This is a genomic window from Clostridium beijerinckii, from assembly GCA_003129525.1.
GTDB lineage: Bacteria > Bacillota > Clostridia > Clostridiales > Clostridiaceae > Clostridium > Clostridium beijerinckii_D.
In genome coordinates, this window is sequence record CP029329.1 from 1,053,438 (window position 1) to 1,070,182 (window position 16,745).

At 29.0% G+C, this 16,745-nt stretch carries 13 protein-coding genes; 11 read left to right on the forward strand and 2 right to left on the reverse strand.

The genetic code is table 11. The features are described 5' to 3' along the window. Positions 1-239: 239 nt before the first annotated feature. From DIC82_04400 to DIC82_04420, 5 genes are all read left to right on the forward strand, one after another. Positions 240-1,295: a cell division protein FtsZ gene (locus DIC82_04400; protein ID AWK50326.1), complete on the forward strand. Its 1,056-nt coding sequence runs from the start codon at positions 240-242 to the stop codon at positions 1,293-1,295. A gap of 588 nt (positions 1,296-1,883) precedes the next feature. Then, positions 1,884-4,997 carry an isoleucine--tRNA ligase gene (locus DIC82_04405; GenBank protein AWK50327.1) on the forward strand — a complete coding sequence of 1,038 codons (3,114 nt, stop codon included), beginning with the start codon at positions 1,884-1,886 and terminating at the stop codon, positions 4,995-4,997. A gap of 270 nt (positions 4,998-5,267) precedes the next feature. Next, on the forward strand, positions 5,268-6,266 hold the full coding sequence (locus DIC82_04410) for a catabolite control protein A (protein AWK50328.1): 999 nt from the start codon (positions 5,268-5,270) through the stop codon (positions 6,264-6,266). Between the two features lie 332 nt (positions 6,267-6,598). Further along, positions 6,599-7,042, forward strand: coding sequence for a MarR family transcriptional regulator (locus tag DIC82_04415; protein AWK50329.1), 444 nt, complete (start codon positions 6,599-6,601; stop codon positions 7,040-7,042). Next, a complete protein-coding gene (locus tag DIC82_04420; protein ID AWK50330.1) occupies positions 7,035-8,387 on the forward strand; it encodes an MATE family efflux transporter in 1,353 nt (450 codons plus the stop codon). The genes DIC82_04415 and DIC82_04420 overlap by 8 nt, the downstream gene beginning before the upstream one ends. A gap of 74 nt (positions 8,388-8,461) precedes the next feature. Here DIC82_04420 and DIC82_04425 read toward each other — a convergent pair whose 3' ends face one another. Continuing rightward, the gene (locus DIC82_04425) at positions 8,462-8,647 is read right to left on the reverse strand and encodes a hypothetical protein (protein ID AWK50331.1); all 186 of its coding nucleotides are present in this window, start codon (positions 8,645-8,647) and stop codon (positions 8,462-8,464) included. 111 nt (positions 8,648-8,758) lie between these two features. Here DIC82_04425 and DIC82_04430 point away from each other — a divergent pair, with 111 nt between their 5' ends. The 3 genes from DIC82_04430 (at position 8,759) to DIC82_04440 (ending at position 11,335) form a co-directional block, all read left to right on the forward strand. Next, positions 8,759-9,334, forward strand: a complete 576-nt coding sequence (locus tag DIC82_04430) for a spore maturation protein (protein AWK50332.1) — start codon at positions 8,759-8,761, stop codon at positions 9,332-9,334. An 81-nt stretch (positions 9,335-9,415) separates the two neighbouring features. Next, positions 9,416-9,940 carry a spore maturation protein gene (locus DIC82_04435; protein ID AWK50333.1) on the forward strand — a complete coding sequence of 175 codons (525 nt, stop codon included), beginning with the start codon at positions 9,416-9,418 and terminating at the stop codon, positions 9,938-9,940. 150 nt (positions 9,941-10,090) lie between these two features. After that, the gene (locus tag DIC82_04440) at positions 10,091-11,335 is read left to right on the forward strand and encodes a Xaa-Pro aminopeptidase (protein AWK50334.1); all 1,245 of its coding nucleotides are present in this window, start codon (positions 10,091-10,093) and stop codon (positions 11,333-11,335) included. Positions 11,336-11,501: 166 nt separating this feature from the next. Here DIC82_04440 and DIC82_04445 read toward each other — a convergent pair whose 3' ends face one another. After that, on the reverse strand, positions 11,502-12,143 hold the full coding sequence (locus DIC82_04445) for a hypothetical protein (protein ID AWK50335.1): 642 nt from the start codon (positions 12,141-12,143) through the stop codon (positions 11,502-11,504). A gap of 601 nt (positions 12,144-12,744) precedes the next feature. On the opposite strand from DIC82_04445, the gene DIC82_04450 reads away from it, so the two are divergent. From DIC82_04450 to DIC82_04460, 3 genes are all read left to right on the forward strand, one after another. Continuing rightward, on the forward strand, positions 12,745-14,682 hold the full coding sequence (locus tag DIC82_04450) for a methionine--tRNA ligase (protein ID AWK50336.1): 1,938 nt from the start codon (positions 12,745-12,747) through the stop codon (positions 14,680-14,682). 734 nt (positions 14,683-15,416) lie between these two features. Continuing rightward, positions 15,417-16,346 carry a ribokinase gene (gene rbsK, locus DIC82_04455; GenBank protein AWK50337.1) on the forward strand — a complete coding sequence of 310 codons (930 nt, stop codon included), beginning with the start codon at positions 15,417-15,419 and terminating at the stop codon, positions 16,344-16,346. 2 nt (positions 16,347-16,348) lie between these two features. Beyond that, on the forward strand, positions 16,349-16,744 hold the full coding sequence (locus DIC82_04460; protein ID AWK50338.1) for a D-ribose pyranase: 396 nt from the start codon (positions 16,349-16,351) through the stop codon (positions 16,742-16,744). The last annotated feature ends 1 nt before the right edge of the window (position 16,745 follow it).

Genomic DNA, 16,745 nt, shown 5'->3' on the forward strand with positions numbered 1-16,745 from the left:
ACAAATTTAATTAGTAAAAAATTAATGTATTCACCTTTAAATTAGTTATATTATAATATAAATTGTAACAAAAATACATTGATTAATATATTTTTCCTTTAAGTATTAGACAAAATAGTATAAAATCATATCATTATGAAATATATTCTAATAACTGTCACATAACTAAATATAGTATTTAAAAAATTTTTAAATAGTAAAATAATAAAACGTATATTAAATAAATAGGAGGATTAATTATGGAAAAGAGCAAGATGTTATTAGTTGCATTAGGGCAAGGCGCTGGGAATATAGTAGATGGACTATTAAGTAAAAATAAGAGCTATAATGGATTATTCTTTAATAGCAGTTTATTTGATATTAAGCCATTAAAGAATGCTAATATAGAAAAAAATGTATATCTATATCCAGGTGCTGATGGTTCTGGAAGAGATAGAAATAAATCAAAAGAGATGATAAAGGATAATGCAAATGCAATTGGAACTTTATTAAGAAAATACCCTCAAACAGAAGTGATGGTCATTTTTACAAGTATGGCAGGTGGAACCGGATCTGGTGCAATTAAAACTTTCATACAGATAGCTTCTGCTGCTATTCCATCCACAAAAATAAATGTAGTAGCAATTTTACCAAGTTTAACAGAAGATCAGTTATCATTTAAAAATACTATAGAATGTTGGAATGATATTAATGGTGTGATTAACCTAATTAACGATATTAAATTCATAGATAATAATAAAAGGAATACCTATAAGGAAGTAAACAATGAAGTAGTTGAGAGTTTAGATTTAGCATATAATTTAATTGGTATTCATGCTGATGGGAATATTGACAAGAAAGATTCATTTAGAATAAATACAGCTGATGGCTCCGGACTTGTTTTAAAACTTTATGATGGATTAAAAGATGCGAAAACTGCTATAGATTTAGCCATAAAAAACAGTGTGTTTGCTCAACCAGATATATACGATTGTGATTATTTAGGTATAAATTTAAAGGTAGATGGTTATGACCCAAATGAAATTTCTAAATGTTTTGAAGTTTATAAAAGTACATACATCACATATAATAATTCATTTAATACAGTTGTTCTTGGTGGTTGTGAAACGCCGACAGAATCAATTAAATTAGTGAAAATGGCATTAGATGATAAATCTAAAAGAAAGTTATCAAGAGATAAAAAGAGAAGTGTTATTATAAATTTTGATAATGAAAACATTAGTAAAGAAAATAATTCTGGAAGGGAAGAATTATATACATATGATGATGAAGAATTAGAATTTTCTTTTGATTAATAGTGTAATAATTACGTTGTAAAGCATTTATATGAAGAATAAAGCTATCTAAAATAGAAACCACTATTTATTTTGGATAGCTTTATATTTATGTAAAAGTACTATCACTTAGTAGTAATGCTAAAATTAGATGTAAGTCTCTGAAAAGTGCAAATGATTACATTGAGGTAATAAAGTGAATTTTATTTCAATATTTCACTATTAATTGACATTTAAAAATCATTAATATATAATTATTAAAATAAAAGACTATGATTAGGAAAAGTATCTTAGATGTTATTTTTAGAGAGTAGCTGTGTGGTGAAAAGCTATATTAAATCTTAGAGAAAATCACCTAGGAGTTGGGGACTGAAAGGCAAGAATTTGCTAAATAAGTTATCACGTAATAGCCTGCGTTAAAGGATAGAGTATTTATGTACTTGAAATAAGGCATTTAATTGTTAATTTAAATGTTTAACCATAGGTGGTTTGCGAGTTTAACTTCGTCCTGTAGGATGGAGTTTTTTTACGTCCATAAAGGGATATAATAAAGGAAACAGTTTCATTAGAAAAATATATAGTTTACTCAGAATGAAAGGGGAAAATTTAATGTACAATAAAGTAGATTCATCAAAGGGCACTGTAAATATGGAACAAGACATTGCAAAGCTTTGGACAGAAAGAGATATTATAAAGAAGAGCTTTGATTCAAATCAAGATGGAGAATATTTTACTTTCTATGATGGCCCTCCAACAGCAAATGGAAAGCCTCATGTTGGACACATATTAACAAGAGTTATGAAGGATATAATCCCAAGATATAAAGTTATGAAGGGATATAAGGTTATAAGAAAAGCTGGATGGGATACACATGGACTTCCAGTAGAATTAGAAATAGAAAAGAAGCTTGGAATTTCAGGAAAAGAACAAATTGAAGATTTTGGTATAGAGAAATTTGTTACTGAATGTAAAGATAGTGTATTTTCATATGTTAGTCTATGGAAAAAAATGTCTGAACAAATAGGTTATTGGGTAGATATGGATGATCCATATGTAACTTACCATGATAACTATATTGAGTCTGAATGGTGGGCTTTAAAACAAATGTGGGATAAGAAATTGTTATATAAAGGTCATAAGGTTATGCCTTATTGTCCAAGATGTGGAACTGCCCTTTCATCTCACGAAGTAGCGCAAGGATATAAGGATGTTAAAGATTTAACTGCTACTGCTAAATTTAAGGTTAAGGGAGAAGAAAACAAGTATATACTAGCTTGGACAACAACTCCTTGGACTTTACCGTCTAACTTAGCATTATGTATTAATAAGGCATACACATATTGTGAAGTAAAAGTAGAAGATGAAATATATATTTTAGCTAAAGACTTAGTAGGAAAAGTTTTAGGGGACAAAGAGCATGAAATAGTTAAAGAATTTAAAGGTGAAGAATTATTAGGCGTGGAATATGAACAATTAATGCCTTTTGCTAAAGTTGAAGGTAAAGCATTTGTAGTAATTCATGGAGATTATGTAACACTTTCAGATGGTACTGGTATAGTACATATTGCACCAGCTTATGGTGAAGATGATAGCTTTGTTGCTAAGAAAAATGGAATCACATTTGTAAACTTAGTAGATACAAATGGTAACTTTGTGGAAGAAGTTACACCATGGGCAGGGAAGTTTGTTAAAAAGTGTGATGAAAGTATTGTTAAATATTTAGAGGAAAACAATCAATTATTTAGTGCACACAAACATACTCATTCATACCCACATTGCTGGAGATGTGATACACCACTTTTATACTATCCAAAGGATAGTTGGTTTGTTGCAATGACAGAAATGAGAGATAAATTACTTGAAAATAATAATAAAATAAACTGGTATCCTGATAATACTAGAACGGGAAGATTTGGTAAGTTCCTTGAAAATGTAATTGATTGGTGTATTTCAAGGGATAGATATTGGGGAACACCACTTCCAATATGGGAATGTGAATGTGGTCATAGAGAATGTATTGGTAGTAGAGAAGAATTAGAAGAAAAAGCAACTACAGAATGTAAGGGAATAGAATTACACAAACCTTATGTAGATGCAATTAAATTAAAATGTCCACATTGTGAAAAGGAAATGAAGAGAACTCATGAAGTAATTGACTGTTGGTTTGACTCAGGTTCAATGCCTTTTGCACAATGGCATTATCCATTTGAAAATAAAGAAACTTTTGAGGCAAATTTCCCAGCACAATTTATATCAGAAGCTGTTGATCAAACAAGAGGATGGTTCTATACATTACTTGCTATTTCAACATGTATATTTGATACAAATTCATTTGAAAACTGTATTGTATTAGGCCATGTTTTAGATAAAAAGGGAATTAAGATGTCTAAACATAAGGGAAATGTTGTAGATCCATTTGAAGTGCTAAATAGTCAAGGAGCAGACGCTACAAGATGGCATTTCTATACTGCAAGTGCACCATGGCTTCCAACAAGATTCTCTGTTGATGATGTTGGAGAAGCTCAAAGAAAGTTCTTAGGAACATTATGGAATGTATATTCATTCTATGTTCTATATGCTGAAATAGATGACTTTGATCCAACAAAGTATGCAGATTTTGTTTCAGATAATATAATGGATAAATGGATTATATCTAAATTAAATACATTAATTGAAACTGTTGATGATAATTTAAATACTTATAAAATTACTCAAGCAGCGTTAGCTATTGAAGATTTTACAGATGAATTATCAAATTGGTATGTAAGAAGAAATAGATCAAGATATTGGTCACAAGAATTAAGTGATGATAAAATAGGTGCTTATGTAACTTTATATAAAGTATTAACAAATTTAGTAAAGGTCGCATCACCATTTGTACCATTTATGACAGAAGAAATTTATCAAAATCTAGTTGTAAATCTTGATAAAGATGCAGCTGAAAGTATTCATTTATGTGCTTGGCCAGAAATTAATAAGGAAGCTATAAATAAGGACCTAGAGAAAGAAATGGATTTAGCTTATACAATTGTTAAGCTTGGTAGAAGTGCTAGAAATGCGGCTAATATCAAGAATAGGCAACCACTTTCTGAATTACTTATATCAACAAAATCCCTTCCAGATTATTATGGAGATATTGTAAAAGAAGAATTAAATATCAAGAAGGTTGAGCTTGGAGCCGATCTTTCAAAATATGTTAACTTCGAAATAAAGCCTAATTTACCTGTTATAGGTAAATTGTATGGAAAATTAATTCCTCAAATCAGAAAGGCAATTTCTGAAAAGAACCAAATGGAATTAGCTCAAAAGATTCAAAATGGTGGAAGTGAAACTATAATTGTTAATAATACAGAAATAGTTCTTACAAATGAAAATATTTTAGTTACAATGCAAGGTTTAGAAGGTTATGCATTCGCTGGAGAAGGCGAACTTGGAGTTGTTTTAGATACAACTGTAACACCAGAACTTCAAGAGGAAGGTCATGTAAGAGAAATTATTTCAAAGATTCAAAATATGAGAAAAGATAAAGGCTTTGAAGTTGCAGATAAGATAAAACTTTATGTAGCAAATAATGATATGTTATTAAATATTATTAAGAAGTTTGAAGACACAATCAAAAAAGAAACTTTAACTTGTGAAGTTATTTATAATGGAGAAGTTGATTATACAGAAATAGTTATAAATAGTGAACAATTAAATATGACTGTTGAAGTTATAAAGTAGTATAAATATTGGATAATATGGCTAGGAATAGAGAGAATCCCTTAAAATTCCTAGTCATTTTATTTCAATAATAGGATTGATAATTTAAAAGTTTGCATTTTTATATCTTATATTGTAAATTATTAAATAAAAGTATAAGTTTAAGGGAGAAAATTATGACTTTTAACAAAACTTATAATAAAATAATAATTTATTTATAGTATTGTTGATTTATAGCGTAATATATTAGTATAATGAACTTATCTAGAAGAATTCAAAGGAGGAATAATAATGGCTACTTCTATTAAGGATGTTGCAAAAGAAGCTGGAGTATCAATTGCAACCGTTTCTAGAGTTTTAAATGACATCGATGTGGTGAATGAAGATACTAAGAAAAAAGTTGTAGAAGCAATAAAGAAACTTTCATACAGACCTAACATAGTTGCAAGAAGTTTAAAAACTCAAAGAACAAAAACAATAGGAATTTTACTTCCAGATATATCAAATCAATTTTACCCGGAAATTGTAAGAGGAGCTGAGGACGTTTCAAATATATACGATTACAATATAATATTGTGTAATTCAGACCTTGATATAGAAAAGGAAAAAGAATATTTAAGAGTACTTAGTGAAAAAATGGTTGATGGTGTAATTTATATGAGTAGTTCTCTAAATGAAGAAATTTTAGAACTAATCAATGAATTAAATTTAAAAACTATATTAGTTGAAACAAAAGATAAAGATGGATTATTACCAAGCGTAACTATTGATAATGTAAAGGGTAGTTATGATAGTACAAAATTTTTAATTGAAAAGGGAATAAGGGACATTGCATTTATAGGTGTTAAAAAAGATAATTTAAATGCTTGGGGAGATAGATATGTTGGTTACGAGAATGCCATGAAAGAAGCAGGCCTTAAAATAGACCAAGAATTAGTATATCTTAATTCAATTAAGGTAAAGAGTGGATATGAAGGCATACAAAAATTCGTAAACCAAAATAAGAAATTTAAGGGCGTTGTATGTGCATCTGACGATGTTGCAATGGGAGCAATAAATGCTTTAAGAGACAATGGACTTAGAATACCAGAAGATGTAAGTGTTATAGGATTTAATGATAACTTTGCAGCATCAATATTCTACCCTAAGATTACAACAGTATCTCAACCAACTTATGATATGGGTTCAGTTGCTATGAGAATGCTTATTAAGCTTTTAAACAAAAAGGAATTAGATGAACCACATTACGTGTTAGAACATCAATTAATTGAGAGAGAAAGTACAATTTAAATAGAAAACTCAAAAGTGAGAATCCAAATTTTATATTTTGGTTCTCGATCTTTCCCTGTAACATTTATGATTTGTGTGAGTTACAGATTCAGCGACTAAAGGGAGCTGAATTTTATAATAATAAAAGGCTGCTTTAAAATGGTTAAATTATTTTAAGCAGTTTTTTTGTGCTTATAAAATTGTAATGGCGAAGGGATTTGATTTAGCACTAATTAGTTGCAGTTGCAACCGATTAGTGCTAAAATAGTTGTTATTGCAACTATTAAGTTATAAAAAGTAAAAATATTTATTATAAAACTATTTTGTTTTAACGGGAATGGGAGAGATTTAACATGGAACATTACCAACACATTGGGAAATATATTAGTGATATTCACAAGTCAGGTTGTATTTATTTCAATAAAGAATTTAGAGAACTTGGAATAGGGGCAGGTCAATATGTATTCTTATTAAATCTCTATAGATGTGATGGAATAACACAAGAAGAGTTAACTGCGAAAGTTAAGTTAGATAAGGCAACAACTGCGAGAGCTATAAAAAAATTAGAGGATAAGGGTTATGTAAAGCGTGTAAAAAAAGAAAATGATAGGCGGGCTTACAAACTTGAACTTACAGAAAAGGCAGAGGAAATAAGAGAAAAGGTGTATTTAATAATGAATGAATGGGACATTAAAGTTAGAAATTGTTTTACTAATGAAGAATCTCAAGAATTAATGAAATTATTAAATAAATTATCTAAAAGCACGTTAATTACTAAGGAGGATATTTATGAATAGTCAGAACCGTTTAGGAGAAATGAAGGTAGGAAAATTATTATTAGAATTTTCAATTCCAGCTATTATAGGTATGTTAGTTAATACTTTATACAATATAATAGATAGAATATTTATTGGGCACATAGAAGGAATAGGAAGCCTTGCAATGGCAGGGGTTGGAGTAACCATGCCACTAATGTTTATAATTTTAGCATTTGGTATGTTAATTGGGATTGGTACAGCTACTAAAATATCAATAAAACTTGGACAACATGACAAAGAAGGTGCAGAGAAACACTTAGGAAATGCATTTACTTTAATAATAATAACAAGTATTTTTTTAACAATATTTGGACTTTTATTTGCTAACCCACTTCTAAAAATGTTTGGAGCAAGTGAAAATATTATAGGATATGGAGAGCAATTTATTCAGGTGATTTTTATAGGATGTATATTTAATCTTATAAGTTTTAGTCTTAACCATTCAATTAGAAGTGATGGAAGTCCTAAAATAGCTATGGCATCAATGCTTATAAGTGCTATTATAAACATTATTTTAGATCCTATATTTATCTTTGGTTTAGGACTTGGAGTTAGAGGAGGAGCACTTGGAACTGTTGTCGCACAAATGATAAGTAGTATTTGGATTATATATTATTTTACTAAAGGATCTAGTACTCTTAAAATTAGAAGGAAGAATTTGAAACTTGATAAAGAGGTAGTATTAAGTATTTGTGCCATAGGAATAGGTCCATTTAGTATGCAGATTGCACAAAGCGCTGTTCAAATAGCTTCTAATAATTCACTACAATCATATGGCGGAGATCTAGCCGTAAGTGCAATGACAATAGTAAATAGTATAGCAATGGTATTTTTAATGCCTATTTTTGGATTAAATCAAGGACTTCAACCTATAATAGGTTATAATTTTGGAGCTGAAAAACATGACAGAGTTAAACAAGCAGTAAAATATGGAGTCATCACAGCTACTATAATAGTTACAATAGGCTTTATAGTAGTTGAAGGATTTTCAGAAAAATTAGTTATGATATTTAATAATGATCCTGCACTTATAGAAATAACTTCTCATGGGATGAAGATATTTTTAATTATGTTACCATTTATAGGTGGACAGATTATAATTACTAATTATTTTCAATCAATCGGCCTAGTTAAGATATCAATGTTCTTAAGTTTGTTAAGACAAGTTATAATATTAATTCCTTGCCTTTTAATAATTCCAATGTTTATGGGTTTAGATGGAGTATGGATTGCTGGAGCAACATCAGATGTCTTATCTGTTATAATAACACTGTTTGTATTATTTAAAACAACAAAGGGATTGACACGAAGTAAAGAAGCATAAAAAATTCTGCTAGAAATTTAAAACAATCAATAATAGGGATGTCTCAAAATAATTTTGAGACATCCCTATTATATTTAAAGGATTCCTTCGCTTTTTAAAATGTTTTCTAAATTTTGAACTCTATTAGATAGGCAGATAAATTTCTCTTTTAACTGTTCGTTTGAAGGTCCATTATCATTGATAAATTTCTCCATATCTTCGACAGCTTTTAAAGCTTCTTCTACATCTTGTTGAGCTATTTTTAAATTTGAATCTTTCATGAAAAATTCTCCTTCTGAAATTTAATTATGTTTAGTAATTATATCCTATCACTACTAAAAAATAAGTGCAAGGAATATAAATGTAAAGAATAATTATAATAGGAGGAGAATATGATAAATTATATTTGGTTTTTTTTAATATTTTGTGGAGTTTTAGTTGGATTATTAAGTGGAAATGGAGATATTATATCTAAAGCAATAATTAACTCTTGTAGTAATACTGTTACCTTTGTGATTGAACTCACAGGTATAATGTGTTTTTGGTGTGGTGTTATGAAAGTTGCAGAAAATAGTGGACTTACAGAAAAAATATCTAAAATATTAAAACCTATCCTTAAGCTTATTTTTAAAGAGGCTGCTAAAGATGAGAAAGCCTTAGGTGCTATAGTTATGAATCTTACTGCTAATATGATGGGATTATCTAATGCAGCAACACCTTTTGGTATTAAAGCAATGGAAGAAATGAATAGGCTTAATAAAGATAAAGAAACTGCATCTAATGATATGGCTCTTTTTTTAGTTTTAAATGCAACATGTATTCAATTAGTCCCATCTACTATAATTTCTATAAGGGCTGCTTGTAATTCAGCAAATCCAGGAATCATAATATTGCCAACATTAATATCTACAGCAACAGCGGCAGTAGTTGGAGTAATGTGTTGCAAAATATTACAAAGATATTTTTAGAATTAGAATAGCGATCTCAAGACAACTAAGTTTGGAACAACACCATTTAATACTTAACTTTACAGGAGGAATAATAGAACTATGTTAAATTATTTAAGTAAGAGCATAATACCAATAATATTTTTACTTATTATAACTTATGGAATGTTTAAAGGAAGAAAGGTTTATGAGTGGTTCATAGAAGGTGCTAGAGATGGCTTAAAGGTAACCCTGAGAATATTCCCATATCTTTTAGCTATGATAATTGCAGTACAAATATTCAAGGAAGCAAATTTGATGAATTTGCTGAATAATTTAATAGCACCGCTTGGAAATTTTATAGGATTGCCTAAGGATCTTATACCACTAATAATCATAAAGCCCTTATCAGGAAGTGGGGCTATTGGAATGTTTACAGATATAATAAAAAGTTTTGGACCAGACACTAGAACTGGTCTTATAGCATCTGTTGTAATGGGCAGTACAGAAACTATATTTTATACAATTACAGTTTACTTTGGGGCGGTAAAGGTAAAGAAAATAAGGCATACTTTGTGGGCAGCAGTTTTTGCAGATATGACAGCAATAATTATGGCAATTTTTATGGTTAATATATTTCTTATTTAAATGCCTTTATTAATATTAAGGCATATTCCAGGAAATAATAAGTAAGTCAAAAATCGAATCATTAACTTATTATTTTCTTTCATATGCCTAATTTTTGGAGTATTATGTTTAAAGGAAAGAAAATATTTGTAGAAAGAAAGAGGCTAGATAATGAATAAAGATGCGTATATAGAAAACAGAAGTAGATTTATGGATAATATAGAAAACAACTCAATGGTATTATTATTTGCAGGAAAGCCATGTAAAAAAACAGGTGATGAACTATATCAATTTACTCCAAATAGAAATTTTTATTATTTAACAGGGATTCAAGAAGAAGAACATATAGTACTACTATCCAAATTTAAAGATATAGTAAGTGAAAAATTATTTTTAAAAGACTTAGATTTGTCTAAAGAAATGTGGAATGGAAGGACTCTAAGGGACAATGAAGGAAGAGAAATATCAGGAATAGAAGATGTATTGTATATGAAGGATTTCAATTCTAATATAAATAGATTGATTAATGGTTCTGAAGGAATAAATTTATATTTAGATTTAGACAGAGAAGCTATCGATGAAGTAGATTCTATTGCAAATATTTTTGCAATAGAAATGAAAAACAAATATCCACAAGTTACAATAAAGAATCTTTCAAGTAAGATTGCACCGCTTAGAATGATTAAATCTGAACAAGAAATAGCAGAGATGCAAAAGGCTATAGAGATAACAATTAGTGGAGTAAAATCTTTAATGAAGAATGCAAAAGCTGGAATGAAGGAATACCAACTTGAAGCATATTTTGATTTTGAATGTAAAACTAAAGGGGTTAAGGACTTAGCTTTTGGAACAATAGCAGCGGCAGGTAAGAATGCAACTATACTTCATTATTCAGAAAATAATAGTGAATTAAAAGATGGAGATTTAATTCTTTTTGATTTAGGAGCCCAATGGAACTTATATAATGCAGATATTACAAGGGTTTTTCCTGTGAATGGAAAGTTTACAGATAGACAAAAGGAAGTTTATGAGGCCGTACTTAGAGTAAATAAAGCAGTCATTGAAAAAATAAAACCAGGAGTTGATTCTAAGGAATTGAATACATGGTCTAGAGATTTAATAGCTAAAGAATGTATCAAGCTAGGAATCATAAAAGAAAAAGAAGAAGTGAGTAAATACTATTGGCATAGTATAGGACATAGTTTAGGATTAGATACTCATGATTTGGGAATACAAGGAAGAGAATTTACATTTGCAGAAGGAATGGTATTCACAGTAGAACCTGGAATATATATAAGTGAAGAAAGTATTGGAATAAGAATTGAAGATGATATTTTAGTTACTAAAACTGGCTGTGAAGTTTTAACAAAGAATATTATTAAGGAAGTTAATGAGATTGAAGAATTTATGAAATAATTAGCAAAGTACTTAATTAAAGAAATGACATGGGTTTGTAATATTATTTATAATAAATCAGGTCACTTTTTAGTTTGTTAAGAATTATTACGTTTATCTTTAAATATGCCAGAATAGTAGATAGTTTTGTTTTTACACAAGATTATCTACTGTTCCTAATGGAAATCTATTTTTGTCTTGTTGTTTTTGAGGGAGAATCTAACATAACTTTCAAGTCATTAAGTTCAATTCGTTTTTCTTCATTATCAATATTTATATAACAAATTATGTTTTGTATTTTAGTTAACTTTGCATCGCTATTTAATAATTCTTGTTTAGTAGCATCCTTTTTCCAAATATAACCTTTTGAGACAGTTTTAGTTGGAGGAATTACTGAATCAAGAAGAAATATGTGCTCATCATGAAAATTACTTGTCTTTGTATATTTATCTTCAAATAAAATATGAAATGAAATCTTTGATATTTCAACATTTGTATTATTCTTAATTTCAAATTCGCTATAATAATAATTATTATCATCATAAAAAGTTTTTTCTGTTATGACAATTGGATCTTCGCTATTGCTACTTATTACTTTCATGTCTAATTCATTATCATTAACTTGGGTCATGGCATCTTTTGAATTTTCATAATAGTAATACCCTAAACCTATACCAATAGACAAAATGATAACAAAAATAGCTGTTGAAATAATTGATATTATTTTTAGTTTGCTAGCATTTTTTATTATTGCTATTAGTAGTAATATAAATGAAATAATTACCCCAATGGCGCCGATACCAAACATTATTTCATAATTTTGAAACATATTATATTAGCCTCCTATCGAGCTATTTTTTAGTTAAACTACTGTTTAATTAATATAAGTATATCACAATACTTATATTTTGCAGATTTTATGGTAAATATTGAGGGGAATAAGAATTAGATTGATGTACAAATATTTTATATTTACGATTAACCCTAATTAATTTTTAAATAATAATTGATTATATTAGTAAAATTGGTTACAATATTAAAAGGGAACTCGACTCCCTTCGGTCACTGAGTAAGTGATTCACTCCAAATCATAGATTTGGGTTCTCTAATTATAGTAAAAAAATTAAATGCATTGAAAAGAAGAGTAATAAAATAAGCATTCTAAAAGAGAGTTAACATATGCTGAAAGTTAGCGTTTGTGAATTTTATGAAGATGGTCTTAGAGCATATTTTTTGAGCCAATATTATTGGGTTAGGGAAGTACGGTAGCAACCGTTATATTGCAGGGTGATGATAGTCACATATTGAGTTATTTATTGTGAAATAAGTAAGAATTAGAGTGGTAACGCGTATAATACGTCTCTATATAGGTTTTAATATACCTATATAGAGACTTTTTTATTTTTTTAAAATAAGGAGGAACACAAATAATGTGTAAAGATTGTAAAAAAACATACTATATAACTACACCAATTTATTATCCATCAACAAAGCTTCATATAGGAAATACCTATACTACTGTAGCTGCTGATGCATTAGCTAGATTTAAGAGATTAACAGGCTATGATGTAATGTTCTTAACAGGAACAGATGAACATGGTCAAAAGATCCAAAGGATAGCTGAGGAAAAGGGGATTAAACCAAAGGAACATGTAGATGAGGTTGTTGCTGGGATTAAGGACCTTTGGAGCATGATGAATATAAGCTATGATAAGTTCATTAGAACTACTGATGATTATCACATTAAAGCAGTTCAAGATATATTTAAGAAATTGTATGATCAAGGAGATATATATAAGAGTTCTTATGAAGGTTGGTATTGTACACCTTGTGAATCATTTTGGACTGATACTCAATTAGAAAATGGAAACTGTCCAGACTGTGGTAGACCAGTTGAAAAATCAAAAGAAGAAGCTTACTTTTTTAAGATGAGTAAATATGCGGATAGATTAATAAAATATATTGAAGATAATCCAGAATTCATTCAACCAGAATCAAGAAAGAATGAAATGTTAAATAACTTCTTAAAGCCAGGACTACAAGATCTTTGTGTTTCACGAACTAGTTTTAACTGGGGAGTTCCAGTAACATTTGATGAAAGTCATGTTGTATATGTTTGGATTGATGCATTATCAAACTACATAACTGCTCTTGGATATGGTCAAGACAATAAAGAGTTATATGAAAAATATTGGCCAGCAGATGTACATTTGATAGGGAAGGACATTTTAAGATTCCATACTATTTATTGGCCAATCATGTTAATGGCTTTAGATTTACCACTTCCAAAACAAGTATTTGGTCATGGATGGTTACTTGTTGACGGTGGAAAAATGTCAAAATCCAAAGGTAATGTAGTAGACCCAGTTGTACTTGTAAATGAATTTGGAGTAGATCCTGTAAGATATTATTTATTAAAGGAAATTCCATTTGGAGCAGACGGATTATTTAATAATGAAATATTTATAAAGAAGATAAACTCTGACCTGTGTAATGATTTAGGTAATCTTTTATCAAGAACTGTGGCAATGATCGAAAAATATTTTGATGGAGAAATGCCAGCACAAGACGAAAAAGAAGCTATTGATGATGAACTAATAAACTTGGCATTATCAGCACCAACTAAAGTTGAAGAATCAATAAATATATTAAATATACCACAAGCATTGGAACATGTTTTTGAATTAATAGGAAGAGCTAATAAGTATATAGATGAAACAACTCCATGGATATTAGCTAAAGATGAAAATAAAAAAGCTAGACTTGGAACAGTTCTTTATAATTTAGCTGAAAGTCTTAGATTTGCATCAGTAATGATTTCAGCATTTTTACCAGATACAGCTAAGAAGATTAATGAACAAATAAATACTTCAGAAATCTCATGGGATTCTATAAAAGCATTTGATGGAACAAAAGCAGGAACAAAAGTAGTTAAAACTGAAAACTTATTTCCAAGAATAGATGTTGATAAAAAGCTTGAAGAATTAGAAGCTTTAAAGGTTGCATCTATACCAGTTAATAAGGAAATAACTCCTATAAAGGAAGAAGTCACAATTGATGATTTTGAAAAACTTGATTTAAGAGTGGTTAAAGTATTATCATGTGAACCAATAAAGGGAGCTAAAAAATTATTAAAATTAAAGGTAGATTTAGGTGGAGAAGAAAGACAAGTGGTTTCTGGAATAGCAAATTACTACAAACCAGAAGACTTAGTGGGAAAAAATGTAGTATTAGTCGCTAATTTAAAACCAGTAAAGCTTAGAGGTGAATTATCACAAGGAATGATTTTATGTGCTGCAACTGATGATGACAGTATATTAAAAGCAGTAGATCCAGGTGAACTTGAGACTGGAAGTATAGTAAGATAAGCAGATAAGTGAAAGTCCAAAAGTGAGAATCGAAAAGTGAATGTCCAAATTTTATATTTGGAAACATGAACTTTCTCTTCGAGCATTTTACATTTCGTTCTTCGAACTTTCCCTGTGGGCATCTATGATTTGGTTCCTTGAACTTAGTTAACTCATTTATGAGTTAACATCATATAAAAATGATTTGATGATGATCGCTTACTCTATGAGTACTCATCTGACGTTAGGAAGAGGAGTTTCATATGTAAGAATATTTATAAAAAAATAGAACGTCTCACTTAGGGGAGTGAGGCGTTCTTTAACCATATAAAAATATTGGTTAAAAGGGGTAAATAATAATGCTTTAACTACTTTACAATTTAAATTTTACGACAAAAGTATGTCAGTTACGTGTCAAAAAACATAAGTTTGTAGAAATTAATTAAAGTTATAAGTTATCTTACGAGACTGTATTAGATTCGTGTAAAAACAAATCCAATACGGTCTTTTTACATGATTTAATAATACTAAAAAATAAAAACAGTACTTTCAGTATATTTTGATCATTTATGCAAATGTTATAAATATAAGTTTGTGTGATTAAGTGAATAAAAGTTTAAAGGTATTATTTTCAATTAATTTAACTTTTATTTCCGGAAAACATTCACAAAAAAACTATTGACATTATTATGATAACGTTTTATACTTTAGTTAACCGGATTACTTAACCGGTTAAGCAAAGAAGAGGTGAGTGTATGAATAAAGTTTGTATTCTTGGAAGTATTAATATGGATATGGTTGTTTCAGTAAATAAGATGCCACTAGTTGGAGAAACTATTTTTAGTGATAATTTTAAATTAGCACATGGAGGTAAAGGTGCTAATCAAGCAGTTGCATCACGAAGACTAGGTGCAGACGTATATATGATAAGCAAAGTAGGTAAAGATGCTTATGGATTGGAAATAGTAAATAATCTTGAAAAAGAAAATATAAATGTTAACAGTATATTTAAAGATGATGTCAAACCAACAGGTACAGCAATAATAACTGTAAACAATGAAGGAAATAATTCAATAATAGTTGTACCAGGTGCAAATATGACTCTTAAATTAAAAGAAATAGATAAGTGCAAAGAAGTTATAGGTAATAGTGACATAATAGTAGCTCAATTTGAAACACCAATAGAAGTTACAATGGAAGCGTTTAAACTTGCAAAAGAAAATGAAGTTATTACAATTTTAAATCCTGCTCCAGCAAAAGAAATTCCTACAGAGTTGCTTAAGTACACAGATATTGTAGTTCCTAATGAGACAGAAGCTACAGCATTAACAGGAGTAAAGGTTCAAGATTTAGAAAGTGCAAAACAAGCTGCAAATATATTTTTTAATGATAAAGTTAAATATGTAATCATTACATTAGGGGATAAGGGTGCAGCTGTAATATCCAAGGAAAGTGGAGTTTTAATACCTGCATATAAAGTAAATGCGGTAGATAGTACTGCAGCAGGAGATTCATTTATAGGAGCAATAAGTACTAAATTAACAAAATGTAATTTGAACATTAATTCACTAATAGAAGCAGTTAAATTTGGGAACAAAGTTTCAGCTATAGCAGTTCAAAGAGAAGGAGCTCAACCTTCAATACCATTTTTAAAAGAAATAAATGAGATTTATAAGGAGGAGTAAAAGTGAAGAAAATTGGCATTTTAAATGGAGAAATTTCTAGTGTAGTTTCAAAAATGGGACACAAAGATTTAATAGCTATAGGAGATTGTGGATTACCAATACCTGATAAAACAAAAAGGATAGACATAGCATTATCAAAAGATATTCCTAGTTTTATAGATACATTGAAGAATGTATTACTAGAACTTCAAGTAGAAGAGGTAATTTTGGCTACAGAAACAGAAGAAAATAATCCTAAAGTTTTCACTGAAATAAAAAAACAATTTGAAAATGTGAAATTTACTTTTATAACTCATGAAGAATTAAAAATAATGTTAAATGAGTGTAAGGCTGTAATTAGAACAGGAGAACAAACTCCTTATGCGAATATAATTCTTAAATCTGGAGTGATTTTTTAAG

Coding starts and splice junctions, on each gene's coding strand:
- DIC82_04415 (AWK50329.1), top strand. CDS start 6,599: ATGGAACATTACCAACACATTGGGAAATATATTAGTGATATTCACAAG.
- DIC82_04445 (AWK50335.1), bottom strand. CDS start 12,143: ATGTTTCAAAATTATGAAATAATGTTTGGTATCGGCGCCATTGGGGTA.
- DIC82_04430 (AWK50332.1), top strand. CDS start 8,759: ATGATAAATTATATTTGGTTTTTTTTAATATTTTGTGGAGTTTTAGTT.
- DIC82_04400 (AWK50326.1), top strand. CDS start 240: ATGGAAAAGAGCAAGATGTTATTAGTTGCATTAGGGCAAGGCGCTGGG.
- DIC82_04410 (AWK50328.1), top strand. CDS start 5,268: ATGGCTACTTCTATTAAGGATGTTGCAAAAGAAGCTGGAGTATCAATT.
- rbsK (AWK50337.1), top strand. CDS start 15,417: ATGAATAAAGTTTGTATTCTTGGAAGTATTAATATGGATATGGTTGTT.
- DIC82_04435 (AWK50333.1), top strand. CDS start 9,416: ATGTTAAATTATTTAAGTAAGAGCATAATACCAATAATATTTTTACTT.
- DIC82_04450 (AWK50336.1), top strand. CDS start 12,745: ATGTGTAAAGATTGTAAAAAAACATACTATATAACTACACCAATTTAT.
- DIC82_04425 (AWK50331.1), bottom strand. CDS start 8,647: ATGAAAGATTCAAATTTAAAAATAGCTCAACAAGATGTAGAAGAAGCT.
- DIC82_04405 (AWK50327.1), top strand. CDS start 1,884: ATGTACAATAAAGTAGATTCATCAAAGGGCACTGTAAATATGGAACAA.
- DIC82_04440 (AWK50334.1), top strand. CDS start 10,091: ATGAATAAAGATGCGTATATAGAAAACAGAAGTAGATTTATGGATAAT.
- DIC82_04420 (AWK50330.1), top strand. CDS start 7,035: ATGAATAGTCAGAACCGTTTAGGAGAAATGAAGGTAGGAAAATTATTA.